The sequence below is a fragment of the Arthrobacter sp. CC3 genome, from assembly GCF_039907775.1.
Lineage (GTDB): Bacteria > Actinomycetota > Actinomycetes > Actinomycetales > Micrococcaceae > Arthrobacter.
In genome coordinates, this window is the sequence record NZ_JARCCY010000002.1 from 109,482 (window position 1) to 134,687 (window position 25,206).

The 25,206-nt window shown below is 67.3% G+C and carries 20 protein-coding genes; 13 read left to right on the forward strand and 7 right to left on the reverse strand.

The annotated features are described in order from the left end of the window. Nucleotide 1: 1 nt before the first annotated feature. Complete coding sequence (locus PV761_RS00560) at nucleotides 2-529, reverse strand: metallopeptidase family protein (RefSeq protein WP_347893509.1); 528 nt, start codon at nucleotides 527-529, stop codon at nucleotides 2-4. 154 nt (nucleotides 530-683) lie between these two features. Between PV761_RS00560 and PV761_RS00565 the strand changes: the two genes are divergently transcribed. The 5 genes from PV761_RS00565 to PV761_RS00585 all read left to right on the forward strand — a co-directional run bounded on the left by PV761_RS00565 (nucleotide 684) and on the right by PV761_RS00585 (nucleotide 5,817). Beyond that, nucleotides 684-1,073: a DUF3499 domain-containing protein gene (locus PV761_RS00565; RefSeq protein WP_028270428.1), complete on the forward strand. Its 390-nt coding sequence runs from the start codon at nucleotides 684-686 to the stop codon at nucleotides 1,071-1,073. Nucleotides 1,074-1,163: 90 nt separating this feature from the next. Further along, nucleotides 1,164-1,445, forward strand: a complete 282-nt coding sequence (locus PV761_RS00570) for a Trm112 family protein (RefSeq protein WP_347893511.1) — start codon at nucleotides 1,164-1,166, stop codon at nucleotides 1,443-1,445. Between the two features lie 133 nt (nucleotides 1,446-1,578). Next, on the forward strand, nucleotides 1,579-3,057 hold the full coding sequence (gene ahcY, locus PV761_RS00575) for an adenosylhomocysteinase (protein WP_028270426.1): 1,479 nt from the start codon (nucleotides 1,579-1,581) through the stop codon (nucleotides 3,055-3,057). A 158-nt stretch (nucleotides 3,058-3,215) separates the two neighbouring features. Next, nucleotides 3,216-4,445, forward strand: coding sequence for an Ig-like domain-containing protein (locus PV761_RS00580; RefSeq protein ID WP_347893514.1), 1,230 nt, complete (start codon nucleotides 3,216-3,218; stop codon nucleotides 4,443-4,445). Nucleotides 4,446-4,584: 139 nt separating this feature from the next. After that, nucleotides 4,585-5,817, forward strand: a complete 1,233-nt coding sequence (locus PV761_RS00585) for an Ig-like domain-containing protein (RefSeq protein WP_347893516.1) — start codon at nucleotides 4,585-4,587, stop codon at nucleotides 5,815-5,817. A gap of 10 nt (nucleotides 5,818-5,827) precedes the next feature. Here PV761_RS00585 and PV761_RS00590 read toward each other — a convergent pair whose 3' ends face one another. After that, the gene (locus PV761_RS00590) at nucleotides 5,828-6,637 is read right to left on the reverse strand and encodes an RDD family protein (RefSeq protein ID WP_028270423.1); all 810 of its coding nucleotides are present in this window, start codon (nucleotides 6,635-6,637) and stop codon (nucleotides 5,828-5,830) included. Between the two features lie 71 nt (nucleotides 6,638-6,708). On the opposite strand from PV761_RS00590, the gene PV761_RS00595 reads away from it, so the two are divergent. Further along, a complete protein-coding gene (locus PV761_RS00595; protein ID WP_347893518.1) occupies nucleotides 6,709-7,701 on the forward strand; it encodes a stage II sporulation protein M in 993 nt (330 codons plus the stop codon). 122 nt (nucleotides 7,702-7,823) lie between these two features. Beyond that, entirely contained in the window at nucleotides 7,824-9,098 is a 1,275-nt protein-coding gene (locus PV761_RS00600) for a TIGR01906 family membrane protein (protein WP_347893520.1), read from the forward strand. 99 nt (nucleotides 9,099-9,197) lie between these two features. On the opposite strand, the gene PV761_RS00605 is transcribed toward PV761_RS00600, so the two are convergent. Together PV761_RS00605 and PV761_RS00610 are read right to left on the reverse strand one after the other, a co-directional pair. Beyond that, nucleotides 9,198-11,027, reverse strand: a complete 1,830-nt coding sequence (locus PV761_RS00605) for an AMP-dependent synthetase/ligase (RefSeq protein WP_347893522.1) — start codon at nucleotides 11,025-11,027, stop codon at nucleotides 9,198-9,200. A 57-nt stretch (nucleotides 11,028-11,084) separates the two neighbouring features. Then, nucleotides 11,085-12,800, reverse strand: a complete 1,716-nt coding sequence (locus PV761_RS00610) for a phospholipid carrier-dependent glycosyltransferase (RefSeq protein WP_347893524.1) — start codon at nucleotides 12,798-12,800, stop codon at nucleotides 11,085-11,087. A 174-nt stretch (nucleotides 12,801-12,974) separates the two neighbouring features. On the opposite strand from PV761_RS00610, the gene rsmI reads away from it, so the two are divergent. Both rsmI and PV761_RS00620 read left to right on the forward strand, forming a co-directional pair. Then, nucleotides 12,975-13,796 carry a 16S rRNA (cytidine(1402)-2'-O)-methyltransferase gene (rsmI, locus tag PV761_RS00615; protein ID WP_231511167.1) on the forward strand — a complete coding sequence of 274 codons (822 nt, stop codon included), beginning with the start codon at nucleotides 12,975-12,977 and terminating at the stop codon, nucleotides 13,794-13,796. 155 nt (nucleotides 13,797-13,951) lie between these two features. Then, complete coding sequence (locus tag PV761_RS00620) at nucleotides 13,952-15,451, forward strand: NAD-dependent succinate-semialdehyde dehydrogenase (protein ID WP_347893526.1); 1,500 nt, start codon at nucleotides 13,952-13,954, stop codon at nucleotides 15,449-15,451. A gap of 24 nt (nucleotides 15,452-15,475) precedes the next feature. Here PV761_RS00620 and PV761_RS00625 read toward each other — a convergent pair whose 3' ends face one another. The 3 genes from PV761_RS00625 to PV761_RS00635 are packed head-to-tail and all read right to left on the reverse strand — an operon-like array spanning nucleotide 15,476 to nucleotide 20,522. Continuing rightward, entirely contained in the window at nucleotides 15,476-17,992 is a 2,517-nt protein-coding gene (locus tag PV761_RS00625) for a DUF3488 and transglutaminase-like domain-containing protein (RefSeq protein WP_347893528.1), read from the reverse strand. After that, a complete protein-coding gene (locus PV761_RS00630) occupies nucleotides 17,989-19,389 on the reverse strand; it encodes a DUF58 domain-containing protein (protein ID WP_347893530.1) in 1,401 nt (466 codons plus the stop codon). Before PV761_RS00630 ends, PV761_RS00625 begins: the two co-directional genes overlap by 4 nt. Nucleotides 19,390-19,403: 14 nt before the next feature. Next, the gene (locus PV761_RS00635; RefSeq protein ID WP_043438132.1) at nucleotides 19,404-20,522 is read right to left on the reverse strand and encodes a MoxR family ATPase; all 1,119 of its coding nucleotides are present in this window, start codon (nucleotides 20,520-20,522) and stop codon (nucleotides 19,404-19,406) included. A 173-nt stretch (nucleotides 20,523-20,695) separates the two neighbouring features. Between PV761_RS00635 and PV761_RS00640 the strand changes: the two genes are divergently transcribed. From PV761_RS00640 to PV761_RS00655, 4 genes are all read left to right on the forward strand, one after another. Further along, a complete protein-coding gene (locus PV761_RS00640; protein WP_347893532.1) occupies nucleotides 20,696-21,583 on the forward strand; it encodes a TatD family hydrolase in 888 nt (295 codons plus the stop codon). 270 nt (nucleotides 21,584-21,853) lie between these two features. Beyond that, a complete protein-coding gene (locus tag PV761_RS00645; RefSeq protein WP_347893534.1) occupies nucleotides 21,854-23,029 on the forward strand; it encodes a ubiquitin-like domain-containing protein in 1,176 nt (391 codons plus the stop codon). Between the two features lie 184 nt (nucleotides 23,030-23,213). Next, the gene (gene rsmA / locus PV761_RS00650) at nucleotides 23,214-24,101 is read left to right on the forward strand and encodes a 16S rRNA (adenine(1518)-N(6)/adenine(1519)-N(6))-dimethyltransferase RsmA (protein ID WP_347893536.1); all 888 of its coding nucleotides are present in this window, start codon (nucleotides 23,214-23,216) and stop codon (nucleotides 24,099-24,101) included. A gap of 82 nt (nucleotides 24,102-24,183) precedes the next feature. Next, nucleotides 24,184-25,146: a 4-(cytidine 5'-diphospho)-2-C-methyl-D-erythritol kinase gene (locus PV761_RS00655; protein ID WP_028270411.1), complete on the forward strand. Its 963-nt coding sequence runs from the start codon at nucleotides 24,184-24,186 to the stop codon at nucleotides 25,144-25,146. Nucleotides 25,147-25,206 lie beyond the last annotated feature (60 nt).

A 25,206-nucleotide genomic window follows, 5' to 3' on the forward strand; every position in this document is an offset into this window, starting at 1 on the left:
CTTAGTACCGGCGCCGGTAGACGGGGTCCAGTGTTTCCGGTGCCACCCCGAGCATTTCTGCGGTGCGTTCCACCACGACGTCGTGCACCAGGTCCTGGAGTTCCTCGCGGCTGGAGCAGGCGTTCTCGATGACCCGGCGGTAGAGCGTGATCACCGGACCTTCGCCGGCGGCGGCGGGCTCATAAAGACCCATCGGCGCGGGGGAGCGGTCCGCAACCAGCTGCTCCAGGCCCTGCGGGATCTCATCAACAGCAAACCTGACACCGTCCAGGGGCTTGCCCCAGATGTCGTGGAGACGCTGGGCGGAGTCCATGACCATCTCGTCGAAGCGGTCCGAACGGGTGCGGTAGCCCGGAAGCGTAGGCAGCATCAGTTCGCCGCGCAGGCCACGCCCATGGCGGTTCCTGCGGCGCTCCCGGAAGCTCTTCCCGCGGACTGTTGACGCGGGCGCGGCGGTGTCCGCCGGCTGGCCGGCTCCCGGGTCAGCCAACCGGACCGTAAAACCCGGAACGTGGTGCGATTGCTGCATACATTGACTCTAAACCCGCCGCCTGAAATACGCGACATAACTAGAAACGCCACACGGACCATCCCGGCAACTTGCGGCAGCACGGACGACACCACAGGACACTGCGGGCAGGAATGTACGGCACAACGGCCAACGGGGAGTAGTCTGTGATGTCGTGGGTGCTATTCGTCAATGTTCAAGGTCAGCCTGCCGTAACTCTGCGGTGGCCACTTTGACGTACGTCTACGCGGACTCCACGGCCGTCCTGGGGCCACTGGCCACGTACGCCGAGCCCCATTGTTACGATTTGTGCGAACAGCATGCCGGGTCACTGACAGTGCCGCGGGGCTGGGAAGTTTTGCGCCTGGCCATGCCGGCAACGCCGCCGCAGCCGGGGCCCGATGACCTGCTGGCCCTCGCCAACGCCGTCCGCGAGGCGGCCCTGCGACCGTCCGCCGCGGACCCTGCCCCGGGCCAGCGTTCCGCCCACGCGGCGCTTGAGGCCCCGCCGGCTTCGGAAGGCGCCCGGCGGGGACACCTGCGGGTCCTCCGCGAACCGTCCTGAGCCCGGCCGCGCCGCGAAGCTTGTACGCTGGAAGCTGCAAATCCATCGGCCACCGGCGCCTGCTGCGGCGCCCATCAGGGAGCATTCACCATGCCAAAGATCAGTCCTGACCTGTTGTCCGTCCTGCGTTGTCCCGTAACCGGCTCAACACTGGTGCAGGAAGGCGAAGAACTCGTCTCGACTGCCGCCGGTGCCTCCGGGGAGAAGCTGCGCTACGCCATCGAGGACGGCATCCCGCTGCTGCTGCCGCCGGAACTCGTCGCCGCCGCGAACGCCGCCGCGTCGGACCAGCATGACGGCGGGCACGGCACCGCGGCAACAAGCCCCGCGGCATCAAACCCTGCGGCATCAGGGCCCGCCAACGCCGTATAGCTTCACCGCCGGCCCGAATAACCGCCCGGCCGGCCCATCGCCCGTCCGCTTGGCGTCGAACTTCCCATGGTTCGCCGAACGGACACGGACTTCCGCCGTTCCAGAATTTTCCGGATACAACACAAGGACTCACATGACTTTCGATTACAAGGTTGCCGACATTTCACTGGCTGAGGCCGGCCGCCACCAGATCCGCCTCGCGGAGCACGAGATGCCCGGACTCATGTCCCTGCGCGAAGAGTTCGGCGCCAGCCAGCCGCTCAAGGGGGCCCGGATTGCCGGTTCGCTCCACATGACCGTCCAGACCGCCGTGCTGATCGAAACACTCACTGCTCTGGGCGCCGAGGTCCGCTGGGCCTCCTGCAACATCTTCTCCACCCAGGACGAAGCCGCCGCCGCCGTTGTGGTGGGCAACGGCACGGTCGAAGACCCGCAGGGCGTCCCCGTCTTTGCCTGGAAGGGCGAGACCCTCGAGGAATACTGGTGGACCGCCGAGCAGATCCTCACCTGGCCCGGCGCGGACAGCAACCCCGACCTCGGTCCGAACATGATCCTCGACGACGGCGGCGACGCCACCATGCTGGTCCACAAGGGCGTCGAATTCGAAGCCCTCGGGTCCGTTCCGGCGGCAGCCGCGGACGAGTCCGATGAGGGGCGTGTCTTCCTCGATGTCCTGCGTGCCTCGCTCGCAGCGGATGCCCGGAAATGGACCCGCATCGGTTCCCGCCTGCTGGGTGTCACGGAAGAAACCACCACGGGCGTGCACCGTCTGTACCAGCTGGCGGAGCAGGGCAAGCTGCTCTTCCCGGCCATCAACGTCAACGACTCCGTGACCAAGAGCAAGTTCGACAACAAGTACGGCATCCGGCACTCGCTGCCGGACGGCATCAACCGTGCCACCGACGTCCTCATGGGCGGCAAAATCGCCGTCGTCTGCGGTTACGGCGACGTCGGCAAGGGTGCGGCGGAGGCCTTCCGCGGCCAGGGCTCGCGCGTCATCGTCACCGAAATCGACCCGATCTGTGCACTGCAGGCAGCCATGGACGGCTACCAGGTGGCGAAGCTGGAATCGGTCCTCAGTGAAGGCCACATCTTCATCACCACCACCGGCAACAAGGACGTCATCATGGCCGAGCACATGGCCGGCATGCGTGACAAGGCCATCGTCGGCAACATCGGCCACTTCGACAACGAGATCGACATGGCCGGCCTGGCCCGGATTCCGGGTATCAAGAAGGTGGAAATCAAGCCGCAGGTCCACGAATGGGTCTTTGACCAGGGCACCCCGGACGAACGCTCCATCATCGTCCTCTCCGAAGGCCGCCTCCTGAACCTGGGCAACGCCACCGGACACCCGTCCTTCGTGATGAGCAACTCGTTCGCAAACCAGACGATCGCGCAGATCGAACTCTTCACCAAGCGTGACCAGCCCGAAGGCGAACGGGAGTACGAAAAGCAGGTCTACGTGCTGCCGAAGATCCTTGACGAGAAGGTTGCCCGGCTTCACCTGGACGCCCTGGGCGTCGAGTTGACGGAACTGTCCAAGGAGCAGGCCGCGTACCTGGACCTGGACGTTGCCGGCCCGTACAAGCCGGACCACTACCGCTACTAAGCGCGCAGCCGCCCAGGCGGCCGTAAAAGCAGCATCGCGAGGGCCCCGGAATGACTTCCGGGGCCCTTCGCCGTGGCCTTCGGGTTGCCGGATACCCCGTCAACTCCAAGGAGCGTGCCCTATGCTGTGCCCATGATGACTGCAAAGGTCCCCGCGTCGTGACGGCAAGGGAACGCTGGACCACCGGCCGGAAGGCCTTTTTGCTTGGGGCGCTGTGCCTGCTGGCCGCCAGCGGCGGCGTTTTCGCCGCCGTGGCACCAGGGGCCGCCCACGCCGCCTTCGAATCCGAAGCGGGTTCCGCGGAGCGAACGACGCCGGGACTCGCGGCGCCGGTGATGGCGCCGGTGCAACTGGCAGCGTCGCCGGCGGACGGCGCGCAGCAGGTAAATCCGGCAGCCCCGGTATCGCTGAAAGTCACCAACGGAACCATTGAACGCGTGGCCCTCACGGGCGGCGACGGCGCAGCAGTCGAGGGCAGCCTGAGCTCGGACGGTACGGGCTGGTCAGCCGCCGGGCCCTTGCAGTTCAACAGCAGCTACACCTACAGCTTTGTGGTGGCCGACGCTGCGGGCCGCAAGACCAACAGCACCCGCACGTTCACCACGGTGTCCACCGCCAACGAGGCGGATGCCGCGGTCTACCCGCTGGACGGAATGAATGTCGGCGTCGCGCAGCCGCTGCAGATCACCTTCAGCGAACCTGTGCTGAACAAGGACGCGGTGGAGAAAGCCATCAAGGTCTCCTCGACGTCCGGCCAGGTGGGCGACTTTCACTGGTTCAGCGACAGCATGGTCCGGTACCGGGCCGAGAATTTCTGGGCGGCCAACAGCACGGTCACCATGGACCTGCAGCTTTTCGGGGTTGATTTCGGCAACGGCCAGATCGGAAACTTTAACAAGTTGGTCACGGTCCACATCGGCGATAAGAAGGTCGCCGTGGCCGACGCTACCGCGCACACCTTTTCGGTGAGCGTTAATGACAAGCCGGCCGGCACATGGCCGGCCACCATGGGGGACACCCGGTTCCCTTCGGCCAGGGGCTACCTCGTCTTCATGGAGAAGTACCGGGTGGAGCATATGTCTGCCGCCAGCATCGGGCTCAAGCCGGGCGACCCGGCCTACTACGGCGAGCTGGACGTCAACTTCGCCACCCGCCTGACACCCAGCGGGGAATTCATCCACCAGGCCACGGGCTCCGCAATGCCGTACATCGGTGTCAGCAACCTCTCGCACGGTTGCATCGGCCTGGGCCCGGACGGCGCCCAGTGGGTCTTCGAGAACATGACCACGGGCGACGTTGTCCAGGTAGTCAACACCGAAGGTGAAAACGCCAACTTCGACGACGGATTCGGCGACTGGAACATCCCCTGGGCGCAGTACGCCAATTGATCCGTTCGGCATACGGTAAAATCGTCTGGTCACCGGTGAGTGCTGAACACCTCACTAACGCGCTGACGAACGTATCAACTGAAGATTCAAGACGGTATTTGGGCTGATCACGGGCCTGTCGGGGGACATGGAGAAGGTCATGACTAAAGTCCACAATCGGAAGACCATGAAAATCCTGGGGATTGCCGCCATCTGCGTTGCGGTCGCGGCCGGCGGGATCGGCGTGGCCACGGCTCCCAGCTGGGCCGAACCCGTATTCCAGTCGGAGTCTTCCAGCCCGGTCCGCAACGAACCGGGGCTCGCGGCTCCTGTCGTCAAGGCAGTCGAACTCGGCGTAACCCCCACGGACGGCGCCGCGGGAGTCAATCCCGCCGTCGCGCCGTCCGTCAAAGCCGTCAACGGCACCGTGAAGGACGTCGTCCTGGCGACTGCCGACGGCGGTGCGCCCGTCAAGGGCACCCTCAGCGCCGACGGTTCCACCTGGACCGCTTTGGACCCGCTGGAATTCGACGCCGCCTACGATTACGCCTTCACGATCGTGGACCAGGCAGGCCGCGAAACGAAAAAGACCCAGACTTTCACCACGGTGGCAACGGCCAACGAGGCGGACGCCGCCGTGTACCCGCAAAACGGTTCCACCGTGGGCTCGGGCCAGCCGATTGAAATTGTCTTCTCCGAGCCGGTCCTGAACAAGGAGGCCATGGAGAAGGCCGTCACCGTCACCTCATCCTCCGGCCAGGCGGTCGCCTGGCGCTGGTACTCAGACCAGCGCGTGCGCATCCGTCCCGAAGCGTTCTGGGCCTCGGGCAGCCAGGTCACGGTGGACCTCAAGCTGTTCGGCGTCGACTTCGGGAACAAGATGGTGGGCAACGTGGACACCAAGGTCAGCTTCAAGGTCGGCCCGCAGCGGGTGGCCATCGTGGACGATGTCACCAAGACCATGAACGTCTACTTTGACGGCCAACTGGTCCGGACGGCTCCCGTCACCCTGGGCGACGCCGAATGGCTCTCGCCCACCGGCTACGCCGTGATCATGGAGCAGGAGCGGCACTCCAAGTTCAATGCCGGAAGCATCGGCCTCAAGCCCGGGGACAAGGGTTACTACCCGCCGCTGACCGTCGAATACGCCAACAGGCTGACGTCGTCCGGCGTTTACGTCCACCAGGCCCTCGAATCCGCCTGGAGCTACGTCGGAAAATCCAACGTCTCGCATGGCTGCGTGGGGCTCCTGCCCGCGGATGCAGCGTGGTTCTTCAACAACATGAAGACCGGCGACGTGGTCCAGACCCTCAACACGGGCGCTCCGCCGGTGGAGCCGCTGGAGGGCTACGGCGACTGGAACATTCCCTGGGCGCAGTACGCCAAGCGGTAGTGCCCGCGGCCTACCGGCCATCCCGGCTGTAGGGGAGCCGGTCCAGCCGTTCCCCCACACCGGTGCTCCGCGCCCGCGCCCGGGTCAGCCGGGCCAGTTCCCGCTCGCGGCGTTCCACCAGGACGGCTGCCAGATACTCCTCCGGACCCGTACCGGCCGGCGGCGGCGGGGCAACACAGGCGGAAACCTCGGTGGCGAGGGACACCGCCATGGAGGCGCGCGACGCCGGCGACATCCGTCCCGCCTGGCGGATGAACTGCGCCGAGCGGCGGGCCACCGCGTCCGGTATCCGGCCGATATCGGCCAGCGCCGCCCAGGACCTCAGGTGCGGAGGCACGAACGGGACGAACGGCGGTTCGGTAGGCACCCGGCGGCGCAGGGAATAGGTTCCCGCCACCACGTCACCGAGCCGCTTGGATTTGTCATTGAACAGCGCGACGGCGATGGCCAGTCCGCCGAACGTCAGGTAGATCTCCAGGAATCCGATCAGCCCGCGGATCAGCGCGTGGCGGAAGCGGATGGCGCCGCCGTCGTCCCGGACGATCCGGAGCCCGGCCGCCAGCTTCCCCAGCGAGAGGCCGCGGGTGAGGGTTTCCACCGCCACCGGGAGGATCACGAAACAGAACACCACACTGACCAGGACCAGGGCACGCGCGGCCGCCCCGTCGAGGTCACTGTAGGCCGAGGAGATCACCGTCATCATCACGATGAGGAGGACGACGTTCGCAACAACGTCCAGGATCAGGCCCAGCGCCCGCGCAGCGAACGACGCCGGCCGGAGCTCCAAGACAACTGCTTCACCTGTGATGATCGAGCTCAAACCGGGTCCCCGTCCCCTACACGCCGCCTACGGACGCTCACAGTCTAATCCGGGGGCGCTAGGGTAGTGCCGTGGACATCGATGCGTTCTCCGCGGTCAACGGGGACAAGTGGGCGCGGCTCTACGTGCTGGCGTACAAGCGGCGCCTGGACGGAAGCGAGGCCGATGAACTGCTGCGCCTCTACCAGACCACCTCCGCCCACCTTTCCCTGCTGCGGTCGGTTGCCCCCGAAAGTGGCCTCTCGGCCTCCCTGTCGGCCACACTGGCCCAAGCCCGCACACGCTTCACCGGGGCCCGCTCCAACTTCATGGATGACCTCGCACGGTTCTTCGTCATCGCACTTCCGGCGGCGCTGTACCGGATCCGCTGGCTTACCGTCTGGTGCGGCCTGGCGTTCTGCCTAGTCGCGGGGGCGTACGCGTTGTGGATCGCCACGTCGCCCGATGCGCTCCGGGCCCTCGGTTCGGACGCAACCGTCAAGCAGTACGTCGAGCGGGACTTCGTCGACTACTACTCCGAGAATCCCGCAGCGTCGTTCGCCGGTGCCGTCTGGACCAACAACGCCTGGATCGCTGCCCAGGCGGTGGCGCTGGGCATTACCGGTTTCTGGGTTCCGATGATCCTCTTCAGCAACGCCCAGGGGCTGGGAATCGCGGCCGGTGTCTTCGCCGCCGTCGGCAAGTCCGATGTCTTCTTCAGCTACATCCTTCCCCACGGCCTGATGGAACTCACCGCGGTGTTCATTGCCTGCGCTGCGGGCCTGAAGATCTTCTGGGCCATGGTTTCCCCCGGACCCCGGACCAGGGGCCAGGCAGTGGCCGCGGAAGGGCGCTCGCTGATCACCGTGGCGCTGGGACTTGTGGTGGTGCTGTTTGTCTCCGGCCTCGTGGAAGGCTTCGTCACCCCCAGCAGCCTTCCGGTCTGGGCCAAGATCACGATCGGCGCGGCGGTCCTGGCTGCGTACTGGACGTATGTACTGGTGTGGGGCAGGCGTGCCTATCGTTCCGGGGCCAGCGGCGACCTCGATAGCGCTGATGCAGGCTACACGGCGTTGGCTGCGTGAATACGTGGCGGAACGGGGTGGCACCTGCCGCCACGGAGTGCCTGACGGTAGGCTCATCTGGAGATAAGTAGCGTTGCCTGGCGGTGTCCGGCAACGCGGACGCCTACGGAAGTGAAACTGCAGTGACTGAAAAGACGCCCACCCCGCCGAATCGGCAGGATCCGCATCTGGATCCGGCCGACGACACTGCCGAGCCCGCCTTCGACTGGATGAAGCCTGCCGGCACTGGGGCAGGAACGGCGGCAAATGCACAGGGAACAACCCCGGCCGGACACACGTCCCCTGTTCCGGGCACTGACGCAGGCAAGGGCCAGCCGGCAGCGTCCGCCGGCATCCCTGCCTCCCGGGCCGGGAGCCCTGCCTCCCGGGCCGGGAGCCCTGCCTCCCGGGCCGGGAGCCCTGCCTCCCAGGCCGGCACCCCTGTCTCCCAGGCCGGGAGCCGCGCCGACCGCAAGGCGGCGGAGTCCGCCGTCGAACCGGCCGCAGAGCCGCAGGGGAGGGGCACGCATTTCCGCGAACCCCTGCCCACTTCGGCCCTCCAGGTGCGCCCGCCGCAGGACGAGGTGGAACGCCGGAACGCCGAACGCGAGCTGGCGAACAACACCAAGCCCGTCCTGCCGCGCGTGATGCAGGTGCTGCTGGCTGTCTTCTACCCGCTGGTCCTCCTGGTCCTGGCCGTCCGGGCCGTCGCAAGTCCCCTGTTCCTCTGGGTTGAATACAACCGCCCGGGATTCCCCGGCGATGGCTACGGCTTCAGCGCCGATGACCGCATGACCTACGGGTCCTATGCCGTGGACTACCTCAGCAACTGGTCCGGCCCGCGGTATCTCGGCGAACTGGTGAACCGCAGCGGCGATGCGCTGTTCCAGGAAGGCGAAGTCAGCCACATGGCGGACGTCAAGCTCGTCATCCTGTCAACGTTCGGCGGCGGGGCGCTGCTGATCCTGCTGGGCATCATCGCGATCATCTACCTGCGCCGGCGCAGCACCGGGGGAGTCCGCCGCGGCCTCTTCGCCGGCTCCGTCGCCACCCTGGTGATCATCCTGGGGCTGGGCACTCTGGCCGCCCTGGGCTGGCAGCAGTTCTTCACCGAGTTCCACCGGATTTTCTTCGCCAACGGGACGTGGACATTCGCCCTGGACGACACCCTGATCCGGCTCTTCCCGGGACAGTTCTGGGTTGATTCCGGGATCGTTATCGGCGCACTGGTCCTGATCGCCTCCGTTGCCACCCTGATACTCACCTGGCCCACGCGGAAGCGCCGCGGCCTTGCCAGGAAAACGAACGACAAAGACACAGACGCCCAGGACGCCTCAGCCACGGACAGCGAAGCCGGGACAACTGACCTCCCCGACGCCGCGCAGCGGCGCACCCGGGGAAACTCCGCGACGGTGTAGCGGACTCCTTAGAGGCATGAACACGATGAAGGCGACCGGCGCAGGCCGGTCGCCTTCATCGTTGTGTGGGCGCCTGCCGGGGTGTTGACCGGCCGGGGGCTAGCGGTACAGGCCGTTGATGTGGGCTTCGAAGTCGCGGACGACGGCGGCCCGCTTGAGTTTCAGTGACGGCGTCAGGTGACCTGACTCCACCGTGAAATCGGCAGCCAGCAGGACGAAGCTGCGGATCGATTCCGCCTTCGAGACCAGCAGGTTTGCCTGGTCGATAGCGCCCTGCACGGCTTCCCGGACCCGGATATCCGACGTTGCTTCGGCCACACCCATAACCGGAATCCGCTGGGCGGTGCACCAGTTCTCCAAGCCCTCCGGATCGAGGTTGACCAGGGCGGAGACGTACGGCCGGCCGTCGCCCACCACCACGGCCTGGGCCACGAGCTGGTGCTCCCGGATCTTTTCCTCGAGCGGCCCGGGTGCCACGTTCTTCCCGCCAGCCGTGACGAGGAGGTCCTTCTTGCGGCCGGTGATGGTGAGGAAGCCGTCTTCATCCAGCGAGCCGAGATCCCCGGTGCGGAAGAACCCGTCCACGAAGGCCTCCGCGTTGGCTGCCTCATTGGCGTGGTAACCCTTGAAGACGCCGATGCCTTTGACCAGGATCTCGCCGTCGTCTGCGACCCGCACAGTGGTGCCCGGCACGGGGATGCCGACCGTGCCCACCTTGGTCCGCGACGGGGTGTTGGCGGTGCAGGGGGCGGTGGTTTCGGTGAGGCCGTAGCCCTCCAGTACGGGAATGCCGGCACCGCGGAAGAAGTGCGCGTCGTTGGAGCTGAGCGGGCTGGCACCGGAGACCGTGTACTTGACCTGTCCGCCGAAGGCCTGCCGGAGCTTGGGGTAGAGCAGCCGGTCAAAGACGGCGTGCTTGGCGCGGAGCATGAAGCCGGGTCCGCTGCCTATTCCCCGGACCCGGGCATCGAGCGCCCTGGAGTAGTCGATGGCCACAGCGGAAGCGGCCGCGAAGAGCCGCTCCTTGCCGGCCAGGGCAGCCTTGTGGCCGGCACCCGCATAGACCTTCTCAAAGATCCTGGGCACCACCAGCAGGAAGGTGGGCTTGTACGAGGCGAGGTCCTCCAGCAGCTGGGCGGCGCTGGAGGTATGGCCCAGGGTCACTCCGGCGCTGAGGCACACCACCTGGACAGCGCGGGCCAGGACGTGGGCGAGAGGGAGGAACATCAGTGTCCGGGCGCCCTCCTGCCGCAGGATTTCGGGCAGGAAGTCCACGATGTTGGTGGCCACCAGGGCGAAGTTGCCGTGCGTGATCTCGCAGCCCTTGGGCTTACCCGTGGTGCCGGACGTGTACACCAGGGAGGCGACGTCGGCCAGGCCTGCCGTGCTGCGGTGCCGCTCCAGCTCGGCATCAGTGACGCCGGCGCCGGCGGCGGCGAGGCTCGCCAGGTTCGGTGCGCCGCCGTCGTCGTCCATACGCACGACCGTCACCACAGCGTCGCCGAGCAGTTCGGATTGGGCCAGGACGCCGGCTACGAGCCCGGCCTTGGCAGGGTCCTCAACGAACACCCTGCGGGCGCCGGAGTCATGCAGGATCCACTCGACCTGGCTTGCCGAGGAAGTTTCATACACCGGAACGGTCACACCGCCGGCGAACCAGATGGCGAAGTCCACCAGGGTCCATTCGTACCGGGTCCCGGACATCACAGCCACCGTGTCGCCCGGCGCCAGGCCTCCGGCGATCAACCCCTTGGCAAGCGCCACCACCTTGTCCAGGAACTGCTGGACGGGGACCTCAACCCAGCCGTTGGGACCTTTTCGGGCATACACAGCGTGCGACGGGTCCTTGGCGTGCTGCCCCAGCAGCAGGTCAGTCACGTTGCTGCCCTGATCCAGCTCCACGAGCAGTTCAGTGCTTGCTTCCCTCACAGCCAGTCTCCCTTCCGGATCCGTGATGCGGTGTCCCGGCACCCTTGCCATACTGCCCTAGATCCAGGACGGCATCCACATCCTGAACCGCCAGTCCTGGTACGGAATGATTTCCGCGGTCCAGATGGGGTAGAAGAACGCCGAGACCAGCACCGCTCCGACCACGAAGACTGCCACGAGGTACAGGCCGGAACGCCGGCGCCACAACGGGTCCGAGCGCCGTCCGAGCACCAGCCCCAGGCAATATGTCAGGGCCAGGACCAGGAACGGTTCGAAGGACACGGCGTAGAACGTGAACATGGTGCGTTCCGGGTACATGAACCAGGGGAGGTAGCCCGCGCCGACCCCGGCGAGGATGGCACCGGCCCGCCAGTCCCGGCGGCCCGCCCACCAGAACAGCAGGATCACCAGCGCAACCGTGGCGCTCCACCAGATCAGGGGGTTGCCCACGGAAAGGATGGCCGAGGTGCAGCTGGCGACGTCGCAACCGGGGCTGCCCTGTTTGGGGGACTCATAGAAGAACGACGTGGGCCGCCCCATCACCAGCCAGCTCCAGGCGCTCGCCTCATAAGGGTGGTCGGAACTGAGCCCCTGATGGAACTTGTACGCTTCCAGATGGTAGTGGGCCAGGGACCGCAGCGGACCCGGGAGCCAGCCCCACTGGGCCGAGGGGTTGGTGTCGGCCCAATGGCGGAAGTACGCATCCTTCGACTGGAACCAGCCGGCCCAAGTGGAAAGGTACACCAGGGCGGCGACAGGCACGATGCTGATGAAAGCGGGAATCCCGTCCTTGATGATGCCGCCGCTGATCCAGCCCCGGATGCCTGCGATCCGGCGCGCGCTCAGGTCCCAGAAGACCGTGAGGAGCCCGAAGGCCGCCATAAAGAACAGCGCCGACCACTTGGTGCCCACGGCAAGCCCCAGGCAGACGCCCGCAGCAACGCGCCACCAGCGGATGCCGAGCCAGGGCCCGGACACGAGCTGGACCACGGAGGGCCTGCCGTCCGGCGCGGCGCCGGCCAGGCGCCCCAGCCTGGCCGCGAGCCGCCGTCGGCTGTCGTCGCGGTCCATCAGGAGCGCGCCGAAGGCTGCAAGGACCCAGAACATCAGGAAGATGTCCAGCAAGGAGGTGCGGGACATCACCAGGTGGTGGCCGTCCACCGCGAGCAGCAGGCCCGCCACGGCCCCCAGCGTCAGCGAGTGGAAGAGTTTCTGCGCGATCAGGGTGATCAGCAGGATGGACAGGGTCCCGGTCAGCGCGGCGCCGAACCGCCAGCCCAGCGGGTTGTCCGGGCCGAACAGCCACATTCCTGCCGCGATCATCCACTTGCCCACCGGCGGATGCACAACATACTCGGGCGAGGACAGGATGACGCCGGGGTTCCCTGCCACGAAGGATTCGTTGGCCTTGTCCGGCCAGCTGCGTTCGTACCCGCTGACCAGGAATGAGTAGCCGTCCTTGACGTAATAGGTTTCGTCAAACACCAGGCTGCGCGGATTCTCCAGGCGGACGAAGCGGAGGATGCCGCCGATCGCCGCGGTGATAACGGGGATGAGCCAGAACCAGAGCCGCAGCGACGGCGGATAGTCACGCCAGCTGCGGATGCCGCCGATCAGCCGCTCCTGCAGGGCGCCTTCGGTGAACGCTTCCCGCGGGCGGCGGATCCACCGCTGGCCCTCCAGGTTGCGTCCCGATGTCCCTGGGGCCGGCCGTGCTGGCTTGGCCGGATCGGCCGGGTCGGCCTCGACAGGAGGTACGGAGGTCTGCGTCACGTGCCCATGCTACCTTTTGGCGCTGGAAGAGCCTGCCAGCAGTAGGCTGGTCGTGTGGACCAACAACTCAGTACCTCCCCCGCGAGCAGCTCCGATGATGACGGCACCTTCGATGAGGCCTGGGCTCCGGCAGCCGAACCTGCGGCCCCCGCAGCGGAAGGGCAGCCGGGCAGGATTGTGCTGGCTGCGACGCCCATCGGAAACGTCGGCGATGCGTCCCCCCGGCTCGTTGAACTCCTCACCACCGCTGACATCGTCGCCGCGGAGGACACCCGGCGCCTGCACCGGCTGGTGCAGAACCTGGGGATCGCCGTTGCCGGGCGGGTGATCAGCTACCACGAGCACAACGAAGCCGCGAAAACGGCCGAACTCCTGGACCAGGTGCGGGCCGGAAAGACCCTCGTGATGGTGACTGACGCGGGCATGCCCTCCGTCTCGGATCCGGGGTTCCGGCTGGTAGAGGGCGCGGTGGCGGCGGGCCTGACGGTCACCGCGGTGCCGGGGCCGTCGGCGGTCCTCACTGCGCTGGCCCTCTCCGGGCTCCCGACGGACCGGTTCTGTTTTGAAGGTTTCCTGCCCCGCAAGGCCGGCGAGCGGGCTTCCCGGCTGTCCGAACTCGACGCCGAACGCCGGACCATGGTCTTTTTCGAGGCGCCGCACCGGCTGGAACCGATGCTTCGGGCCCTCCGTGAGCGCTTCGGCGGCGACCGCCCGGCCGCCGTCTGCCGTGAGCTCACCAAGACCTACGAAGAGGTCATCCGCGGCACGCTGGGCCACCTGCTGCAGTGGGCGGAAACCAACGAGGTGCGCGGTGAAATAGCGGTGGTGGTGGGCGGCGCCCCGGAGCGCGAGCCGGGCCGGACGGAGGACCACGTGGCCGCCGTCAACGGGCTTATTGCGCAGGGCATCAGGCTGAAGGAAGCCGTGGCCGCCGTCGCCGAGGACGCGAAAGTCAGCAAGCGGGAGCTCTACTCAGCGGTCCTGGCCGCCCGCTAGAAGCCGGGCGTGGGCCTTGTGCAGCTGCACAGCAAGTTCCGAAGTGCGTAGTGCGCCCATGCATAGACGCTCCGGAGCGGACGGCAGTACCGTGGCTGTAAAGCAGCCGAGAGCTGAACCCATCCCACACCCCAATTGCTGACGAGGGAGTCATCGTGACTGTAACTGCACAGCCCACTGTTACTGCGGAGCGCGAGAGCGAGCTGCTGGCCTCTGTTCCGACCGGACTGCTGATCAACGGCGAATGGCGCCCGGCGGCGTCCGGGAAGACGTTCGACGTCGAAGATCCCGCCACCGGAAAGGTCCTGCTCAGCATCGCTGACGCCGGGGCCGAGGACGGCAAGGCTGCCCTCGATGCTGCCGTTGCCGCGCAGGATTCCTGGGCCAAGGTCCCGCCCCGTGAGCGCGGCGAAATCCTGCGCCGTGCGTTCGAAATGGTCACCGCCCGCGCCGAGGACTTCGCGCTGCTGATGACCCTGGAGATGGGCAAGCCGCTGGCCGAAGCCCGCGGCGAGGTCACCTACGGCGCCGAGTTCCTGCGCTGGTTCTCCGAGGAAGCCGTCCGTGCATTCGGCCGCTACTCGGTGTCCCCGGACGGCAAGTCCCGCCTTCTGGTGACGAAGAAGCCGGTGGGCCCCTGCCTGCTGATCACCCCGTGGAACTTCCCGCTGGCCATGGCCACCCGCAAGATCGCCCCTGCCGTGGCCGCCGGCTGCACCATGGTGCTCAAGTCCGCCAACCTGACCCCGCTGACCTCCCAGCTGTTCGCCGCTGTGATGCAGGAGGCCGGACTGCCCGCCGGGGTCCTGAACGTCATCCCCACCTCCACGGCTGGCGCCACGACGGGCCCGTTGATCAAGGACTCCCGGCTGCGGAAGCTTTCCTTCACCGGCTCCACCGAAGTGGGCCGCCGGCTGCTCTCGGATGCGTCCGAAACCGTGCTGCGGACCTCCATGGAACTCGGCGGCAACGCCCCGTTCGTGGTCTTCGAGGACGCCGACGTGGACGCCGCCGTGGCCGGGGCGATGCTGGCGAAGCTGCGGAACATGGGCGAGGCCTGCACCGCGGCCAACCGGTTCATTGTGCACGAGTCCGTCGCGGACGAGTTCGCGGAGAAGTTCGCCGCGAAAATGGGCGAGATGACCACCGCCCGCGGCACCGAGCCGGAGTCCAAGGTGGGTCCGCTGATCGATGCCAAAAGCCGGGACAAGGTCCACGAGCTCGTCACCGACGCCGTGAACTCCGGCGCCGTGGCAGTGGCCGGCGGCGGTCCGGTGGACGGCCCGGGCTACTTCTACCAGCCCACCATCCTCAAGGGCGTCACCGAGGGCACCCGGATCCTGTCCGAGGAAATCTTCGGCCCGGTGGCCCCCATCATCACCTTCGACAGCGAGGACGAGGCCGTCCGCCTGGCCAACAACACTGAGTACGGCCTGGTGGCCTACGTCTTCACGCGCGACCTGAACCGGGGCATCCGGATGGGCGAACGCCTCGAGACCGGCATGCTCGGCCTGAACGCCGGCGTCGTGTCCAACGCCGCCGCCCCGTTCGGCGGCGTCAAGCAGTCCGGCCTGGGCCGCGAAGGCGGCCTCGAGGGCATCGAGGAATACCTGTACACCCAGTACATCGGCATCGCCGACCCCTACGCCGGCTAGTCCGGACGAAGTCCGGCCGGCAGGCTAACCCTGCCGCAGCCTCCGCAGGCCGTCGCGCACCGTCCGCCAGGACCGCGCGGCGGCCTGCGCCGGTATGGCGGCGGCCCGTGCGACGGCACGGAACGGGGCGGTGACGATGCGCCCCCACCGGTTCATGACCGACGGCGGCAGCCATTCCGCCCGGAGCCTGCGGGCCGGCCGCGAGTGCCTCCGCAGCGATGCCTGCACCACCGCCATCCTGTCTGCCGCGGAGGGTGCGGCGGCACCGGCGGCCCCGGCAGCGGCGGCGCCGTCGGGCTTCCCGGCCGGCGGCCCGTACTGCTGGCGTTCGTAGTCAGCGGTCAGCGACGCAACCGCCCGGGCGCCGGCGTCGTCCGCATTGTCCGGCCCGCCCAGGGCAGCCGACGCGCGCAACCGGCCGGAGAAGTGCCGCGGAGTTTCGCTGAGGCCGGGAGCCAGTCCGTAGTCGGTGGCCAGATCCCGTAGCTCGGCCCAGGCTGCCGCGGCCGCGTTGCCCCCCGGGAACGGTGCGCGCCTGAGCCGTTGTGACCGCAGGCCGGTGCGGACCATCCGGGGCGATGCGGCGATCAGCGCAAGGACCAGGAGGCCGGCGGCGCCGTAGAGCGGAAGCGTCAGCGGGTGCCCTGCCTCACCGGCCGAATCCAGCCCCGGGAGCGGCGCGGGCGTTTCCGGCGTGGCACCCGGTGTGGCGGCATTGGACGGGATGAGGTCGTCGTTGTTTTCATTGGTGCCGGCGCCGCCCGGCGTGAAGGCCTGCGCTGCGTAGTCCGGCACCATTCCACGGGAAGGTGTGGGTTCGAATGCCACCCAGCCGAGTCCTTGGAAATACAGTTCCGGCCAGGCGTGCGCGTCCCTGGAGTCAACTTCGTATTCTGTCAGTGCGCCCTGCCCGGGAACCGAAACCGTGCCGCCCGTGGACCGGCCCGGTGCATACCCCACGGCGATGCGGCTGGGGATCCCTTCCAGTCTGGCCATCACGGCCATGGCCGAGGCGAAATGGATGCAATAGCCGCTCTTCTGGGTCAGGAAGTCCGCCAGAACGGAGAGCCCGTTGCCGTCGTAGCCGCCCTGCACGGGGGACTGCAGGGAATAGGTGAATTCCACGGAGCGCAGGTAGTTCTGGATGGCCATTGCCTTGGCATACGCCGTGCTGCTTCCCGCGGTCACCGTGTCCGCGGTGCTGCGCACGATGTCCGGCACGTTGTTGGGCGGCCGGATGAATTCCTCCGAGATCCCGCGAACCGCCGCCGAAGACCGGGACAACAGTTCGGGCGTGAGCCTGGGGGCGCTGGACTGCACAACATACTGCTGGTTCCGTGAGTTGGTGTCCACGCCCTTGATGCTCAGGGTGGCCGGATCCCAGCTCCATCGCCCGTCCAGGCCGTTGACCGAGTCCGGAGCGTACGGCGCCGGCAGGTAGGGGCTGGTGAAACGCCCGGTATTGATCGCAGTGACCTGCCGGACCTGCTCGTCAGCGACGATCTCATACCCGGTGTCCATCCGCCCGACGCCCACCCGGCGGGACCCGTCACGGTCGTCCGGTGACCACGAATCGCCGTCGAACCGGTCCACGGTGACGGACCGCAGGTAAGGGGGCCTGCTGGCACTGGTGGCATAGGTGATGCGCCCGTCGCCGGATGGACTCCGCAAGCTGTTGCCCAGGCTGATCATGGGGTTGAGGCCGGTGGACGAACCCCACGGGTTGAGCCTGGAACCCTGCGGAAACGTGCCTTGGTCGAAGCCCGGAATGGCGAGGGGGAGGAGGAGCGTGATCACCAGCGCCATGCCGCCCGTGAGGGCTGCACGGCGGAACTGTCCGGGATTCCGTGCGGTGTCGGCCACGGTGCGGTCAGCCGGGGCGAACCACTGGCTGCAGGCAAGGATCATGAGGTACCCGGCGGCAGCGGCCGCAAACGCCCACGGCCCGACGCTCTGCGGTTTGACCATGGCCGGTACCACCAGGACGGCCACGAGCCCCAGCCCGCTGGTTGCCGGAAGAGCCAGGGGCACCGCAAGGGCATCGACCAGGATGACCACCAGGCCCAGGACCGCGCAGGTGACCAGTACGATGCCGGCGTTCGGGGCCACCGGGGAGCTCTCGGCCAGGACGGTTTCGCTGGCCCGGCGCAGATACCGGCCCAACTGCTCCATGGTGTCCCCGGACGGAATGAACCCGGCGATGCTGAACCTGCGGAAGAACGTGAAGGTCAGGATGAAGACGAGCGCTGCGAAGCCGCCCAGCGCCACCAGGAAGGGTTGCGCCCGCAGCGACCTCAGGGCGGCCATGGCCAGGGCAACAACAAAGACTGTGGTCAGCACCGGAAGATACCAGGCCCAGCCCCGCAGCACTCCGTTCAGGGACAGGGCGGCGCCGGCGACGGCCAGGGCGACGGCAGCGGCCATGACCCAGGGCTGCGCGCCGACCCGGCGCGGCCGTGGAGCCGGCGCCGTGGCTGGTGCCAGGACCTCGGATGTGCGGCCGGTCCCCGGACCGGAGTGCCGCTGGGGAGTTATGGTCATCGGCTGACTCCTGTGGCGCGGCGGACGTCCGCGGCGGCCGTGGCGGCAGCCGCATCGCGCTGGTCGAAAGAGGACCACGCCGCTGCCACCGATGTGACGGGGGTGATGGCCGCGGCCCGCCAGCCGCCGGACCGCAGAACCTCAACAGCGTCGCGGCACTCTCCGGGATGGTCGGTGACGATGATCGCAAAGGCGTTGGCCCCGAACCCGGCGGCGGCGGACAGCGACCGTGCCTCGGCTGCCTGCACGTGGCCCAGGATCGCCAGGATGGGGCCGCGCTGGCGGTGGGCGGAAAGCTTGTCCATGAGCCGGTCGTCGAAGGCCCGCTGACCCGATTCGGGCGCTGCATGGTGCGCTGCATGGTGGGCGCCGGAGAGCTGGATGGCCGCCAGGCTCTCGGCGATGGACTGCAGGCCCGCGGACCCGGTGTATTCCTCGGCCTCCGGCTCCGGGGCGGAGGGGGATTGCAGGAAGGCCGCTTCCCCCGCGGGGTCGAGGAACCGCAGGGCGTAGTTGCGTTCGGCCAGATGGGCGCTCACCGACATGGTGGCCGTAACCGCCCATTCGAAGGTGTCGCTGGTGACCAGTTCGTGGCCGTCCTCACCGGACGTGGCAGAAAAGGCGGCGCCCGGTCCGCGCGCAAACGCCGACCACCGCTGGTCCAGGATGATGGTGGCCTCCGGCGTGGTCACGGATTCCTCCTGCCGCACCATCAGGGCCCCGTGCCTGGCGGTCGCGGCCCAGTGGACCCGGCGCATCGGATCTCCGTGGCGGTATTCGCGGGTCATGACGTCGTCGTCGCTCGGGTTTGCCCGGATGCGCGTGGCCGTGACGCCGTCGTTGCCGCGTGCGCCGGAAAGTCCCGTCGCGGGGAGTTCGACGGCGGCGGGCGTCACCGTCAGGGTGTCGCCGTCGTCGATTGCGTGGCGGTGCAGCGAAAGTCCAAAGGGATCGGTGAACTCGGCCGTCACCGGGCCAATGACGAACTGACCCCGTTTGCCGGACCGGAGGTGGTATTCGTAGCGGCTGGTCCCGCCGGTCGCCGCGCGTGACGGGAAACGGAAGGCCGGCGACTCGCCGAACCGCGACGGGAGGCGTTCCTCCATGATGACCTGGCCGGTGGCCGGGCCGGTCCGGGCCACAGCGAGGCGCACGGTGGTGGTCGAGGACGTTTCCACACTGGCGGGGCTGAATTCCCGGTACACCTTGAACCGGGGCTTGAGGAGACGGATCCCTGCCAGTGAAACCAGCGGGAGGACGATCAGCAGGATGCCGAGCGAGAGGAGGTCGCGCCTGCCCATGACCTGTGCTGCCAGCAATGAGACCACACCGGCAGCCAGCAACCCCCAGCCGCGAGTGCTGAAGAGATGCCGCGGGAGCCTGTCGGTGAGGGCCATCGTGGCGCCGTCCGCTAGCGGCTGTGCCGAAGGTCCGCGCCGCCGCGCGGGCTGCCGGCCCGGGAGGGGGCTGCGGACATTTCCTGCGGCACCGGAAGTTTGGCCAGGATGCTGCGGATGACACTGTGCGGGGTTTCGCCCGTGCTGGCGGCCTTGCGGTCGAGGATGATCCTGTGCGCCAGGACGGCTTCGGCAACGGTGACGACGTCGTCGGGCAGCACGAAGTTCCGGCCCTCCAGCGCGGCGGTGGCCTTCGCCGCCCGCAGCAGTTGGAGCATGGACCGGGGACTGGCGCCGAGGCGGAGCATGGCGCTTTCGCGGGTGGCGCGCCCCAGCGCCACGGTGTACTCCTTGACTGCCTGCGAAACGTAGACGCGCTGGACGGCGGCGATCATGCCGGCCACATCGGCCGAAGTGACGACGGCGGTCACCCGGGTCAGCGGCGAGGTCGCCTGGTGCGTCTCCAGCATCTCGATCTCCGAGTCCTTGTCCGGATAGCCCATGGAGATCCGGGCCATAAACCGGTCGCGCTGCGCTTCCGGCAGCGGATAGGTCCCTTCCATCTCAATGGGATTCTGGGTGGCCACCACCATAAAGGGCTCGTCCAGCTTGTAGGAGTGCCCGTCCACGGTGACCTGGTGCTCTTCCATGCACTCCAGGAGCGCAGACTGGGTCTTTGCGGAAGCGCGGTTGATCTCGTCCCCGATGACAATGTTCGCGAACACGGCGCCGGGCCTGAATTCGAACAGCCGCGAGGCCTGGTTGTAGATGGACACACCTGTGACGTCCGAGGGCAGGAGGTCCGGGGTGAACTGGATCCTGCTCACCGAACAATCGATGGTGCGGGCGAGTGTCTTGGCGAGCAGCGTTTTTCCCACACCGGGAACATCCTCAAGCAGCAGGTGCCCCTGGGCCAGGAGAACCGTCAGGGCAAGCTTCGCCGCTTCGGCCTTGCCGTCGATGACCGTGTTAATGGCTGACAGGATGCGCTCGCTGGCGGCGTGGAAGGCTTCGGCGTCCATGGCCGGCGGCCGGGTCCCGTTCAGTGGGTTTCCTGCCACTCCCGCACCGTCGGGGAAGACCTGCCCGTCAGGGAGGGCTTCATCTACTGTCGTGCGTCTGTGGGAGTCCATCGGCAGCCTTTCAGACCTGGGGAAGCCTGGCACGGGTTGGCAGGAAGTGCCGGCGCCCGCCGTCGGGCGTTCGCCCGTATGCCACCAGACTACTAACACAACTGCCGGGGCTAACAGAGAGTTCCGGTATTTCCCGGCAGGATCCGGAAAGCCCGGGAAGCTAGGGTAGAAGGATGAACACCCCGTTGACGCCAGCCCCGTTTCGCGTGCCCGGAAGCGACGGCTCCGGCCGGCAGGGCTATCCGCCCGCTCCCGAGCCGCTGCCCGTCCCGGTCATGGACAACCACACGCACCTGGACTTCCCCAACGCCGACGTGAAGGTGGAGGTGGCCGCCGCACTGGACGTTGCGGCGTCAGTAGGCGTGCAGGGAGCCGTGCAGGTTGGCTGCGACCTGGAATCCTCCCGGTTCACGGTGCAGGCTGTTGACCTGGACCCCCGCCTTCTCGGTGCTGTGGCCATCCACCCCAACGACGCCCCGGACTACGCCGCCCGCGGCGAACTTGAGGATGCGCTGGCCGAGATCGAGGCCCTGGCAGCGCATCCCAGGATCCGTGCCATTGGTGAGACGGGCCTGGATTTCTTCCGCACCGAGGGGGAGGGGCTGAAGCACCAGCGGTACTCGTTCCGGCGCCACATCGACATTGCCAAGCGCCTCGGCCTGACGCTGCAGATCCATGACCGGGACGCCCACGACGACGTTGTCCAGGTCCTGCGCGAAGAGGGCGCCCCCGAGCGGGTGGTGTTCCATTGCTTCTCCGGAGATGAACAGCTCGCCCGCACGTGCAATAACGAAGGCTGGTACATGTCGTTCGCAGGCACGGTCACGTTCAAGAACGCGGCCAACCTCCGCGAAGCGCTTGTGATTGCCGACCCAGCCCGGGTCCTGGTGGAAACCGATGCGCCTTTCCTGACCCCGCACCCCTTCCGCGGCCGGCCCAACGCCAGTTACCTGATCCCTCATACGGTCCGTGCCATGGCCGAGTTGACAAGCACTGATTTGTCCGACATTTGCGCTCAGATTGCCCGGAATTCCCTGCAGGCGTACGGATCCTGGGACTGAGGAGAGCCCCGATCAGGGAACCCTCGGGAATACCAGGTATGCACAAAATCTTGGATGCTTTATAACGCTTCGGTTACAGTGGATAACTATTAGCCGGGGTCGGGGAAGGCCTTCGGATAATTTCGCTCAGTTCCGGACCTGCCGAGAGGCTGGTCTGCGGAGTCCTGAGCATGGCGGCGCACACGTCTGCTGCAAACATCCGGACCATGTCCGGAGTTGCCCTGAGGGTGTTTGCGTCGGTGGGTGATGTGCGTTTTTCCCCGTGCCCGGATGGTCCTAGAGTTACGGGCAATCGTGGTCAAGTTCTTCACTTCGGACGGTAAATTCAGTTTCGTCAAGGTCGGCGCCCAGCTGGTTGTGCTCTCGGCACTCGTGCTGGGCCTCGTGGCCTTCGTAGGCAACAACAAAACAGTCACCCTGAACGTGGACGGCAAAGTCAGCTCCGTCCAGACCTTCGGCGGGACCGTAGGCCAAGTGGTCAAGAGTGCCAAGGTGGAGCTGCAGGCCGCGGACCGGGTATCCCCCTCTGCGGACGCCCGCGTGGAGGATGGCTCGGTCATCAACGTCAATCTCGCCAAGGCCGTGAAGATCAGCCTCGACGGGGCAGAAAAGACCATTAACACCACCTCGGCCAATGTCGAAGGACTGGTCACGGAACTCGGCGTTGCCAGCGCCTCGGAAGTCTCCGTGCCGAAGGACGCCCAGCTTGCCGTTTCCGGTTCGTTTGTAGCCATCTCCACCCCCAAGACCGTCAGCATCCTGGCGGACGGCAAGGCCACCAAGGCGACCACCACTGCGGCAACCGTGGCTGAGGTCCTCAAGGACGCCGGAGTAACCGTCGGCGCCGGCGACCGGTTGTCCCAGCCCCGCAACGCTCACGTCGTCAATGACATGGCCATCAAGGTGTCCCGGGTGGATTCCACCAAGACAGCCGCCACCTCCGAGGAAGTTCCTTTCGACACGATGAGTTCCGAAAGCGCCGATCTCTTCGTGGGCGAGAAGAAGGTCACCCAGGCCGGTGTCCCCGGCAAGGTGGATAAGAACTTCAAGCTCGTGCTGGTGGACGGCCGCGAAGCCGCCCGGACCCTTGTCTCCGAGACCGTCTCCGTCCAGCCCGTGACCGAAAAGGTCTCCGTGGGGACCAAGGAAAAGCCCAAGGCTGAAGCCGCCGCGAACACCGGCGCAGCAGCCCCCGCCATGATGAACGAAGCCATGTGGGACAAGATCGCGCAGTGCGAATCCACCGGCAACTGGTCCATCAACTCCGGAAACGGCTACTACGGCGGACTGCAGTTCGACATCCAGACCTGGATTGGTTCCGGCGGCGGGGCGTACGCACCCAACGCCAGCCTCGCCACCAAGGCGCAGCAGATCGACATCGCCAACCGCGTGTACGCACAGCGCGGCCTCCAGCCCTGGGGCTGCGGCTGGGCAGCGACCAGCTAGCAGTTACTGATCCTGCGTCGCGGCAGCTGACCACCGCCGCGACGCAATAAAGGGCCAGGTCCGGAACGCCGGACCTGGCCCTTTGCCGTCCTCATGGCGACCCCTCCGAATACTGCCGCCTGGGACGGCAGCGCCCGCCGGCGTCGGACGCGGCCGCCGCAGGCCGGCGGGATAGGATACCTAGGTGACTGAACCGACCCCCGCCGCCTCCGGCACCGCGCCCGCACCACTCTTTGGCGCCTCCGACGTCCGCCGGCTCGCCGAGGAAATCGGGGTCCGCCCCACGAAGACCCTGGGCCAGAACTTCGTGATCGACGGCAACACCATCCGTCGTATCGTCGCTGCCGCTGACATCCACGCCGACGAGACCGTCCTCGAGGTGGGTCCCGGACTGGGCTCGCTCACCCTGGGATTGCTGGACGCCGCCAAGTCGGTCGTCGCCGTCGAAATCGATTCGGTCCTTGCCGCCAAACTGCCGGGCACTGTGCAGCAGTGGCGCCCCGACGCCGCCAAGGATTTCCATCTGGTGCTGGCCGACGCCATGAGGGTCACGGAACTGCCGGTGGAACCCACTGCCCTCGTGGCGAACCTCCCGTACAACGTCGCGGTGCCGGTGGTGCTGCACCTCCTGCAGCACTTCCCGAGCCTCCGGCACGGCCTGGTCATGGTCCAGGACGAGGTGGCGGACCGGCTCGCGGCCGGCCCCGGGTCCAAGACCTACGGTGTGCCGTCGGTGAAGGCCGCCTGGTACAGCAGCATGCGCAAGGCCGGCGTGATCGGCATGAATGTCTTCTGGCCTGCACCCAAGATCCACTCGGGGCTGGTCGCATTCACGCGCCGTGAGCCGCCGGTGACGTCGGCCACCCGCGAACAGGTCTTCGCCGTCATCGACGCCGCGTTCGCGCAGCGCCGGAAGACCCTGCGTGCCGCCCTGGCCGGATGGGCCGGAAGCGCCGCGGAGGCCGAACGTTGCCTGCTGGCTGCAGGTGTTGATCCCACTGCCCGGGGCGAAGTAATCGACATCGCGGCGTTCGCGCGGATTGCCGAAGCCCGTCAGGCCGCGCAGGGTTGAGTCGCAGGGGCGCTGCCGCATCGGGTGCCACCATGGGTGCGCATGCTTGGAGCCTGACGCTGCCATGCCATAGCTTGGACTCATGAACGCAGTGAGAGGGCGCTTTGCCGCGAGGACGGTCCGGGTCAAGGCTCCCGGCAAAATCAACGTCTCGCTGGATGTGGGCCCGCTGCGTGAGGACGGCTACCATTCCGTGGCCAGTGTCTACCTCGCCGTTTCCCTCTACGAGGAAGTGGCTGCCACCAGCACTCCCACGGAGGGCATTACGGTCAGCATCAGTCCGGCCAGCACGCTGGATCTGGCGGACGTGGACATACCGCTCGACGAACGGAACCTCGCCTACAAGGCGGCCGCCATCATGGCAGACGTGTCCGAGCACTCCACCGGTGTCCACCTCGAAATCACCAAGCGGGTCCCCGTGGCCGGCGGCATGGGGGGAGGCTCAGCAGACGCCGCAGCCACGCTGCTCGCCTGCGACGCCCTCTGGAACAGCGGGCTGTCCCGTGATGAGCTCGCCCACCTGGCCGCAGAACTCGGGGCCGACGTCCCGTTTTCCCTCCTCGGCGGCACCGCGGTGGGACTCGGCGTAGGGGATGAGTTGTCTCCCGCGCTGGCCAAGGCGCAAATGGACTGGGTCCTGGTCACGGCCGACTACGGGCTGTCCACGCCGGAGGTCTTCCGCACCCTGGACCGCCTTCGCCTCGCCGAAGGCGTCACCGTGGAAGAGCCCGACGCCGTGGATCCGAAGATCCTGCAGGCATTGCGCAGCGGGGACGCGGACGCCTTGAGCCGTGTCCTGGTCAACGACCTCCAGCGGGCCTCCATTGAGCTGGCGCCGGGACTGCGCGATATCCTTGGACTTGGCGAATCGTGCGGAGCGATCGCCGGACTTGTTTCAGGGTCCGGCCCCACCGTGGCCCTGCTCACGCACAGCCCTGCAGCGGCTGCCAGCCTCGCGGAGGACCTCGGCCATCACGGCCTGAACGCACTGGCCGTCCACGGACCGGTGCACGGGGCCCGCATCATCTCCGATACGCTCCTTTAGTACTTCCGACCCCGCTCGACCCTTCACGTTCGACGAATTTCCACCGAAGAAAGCAGTTCC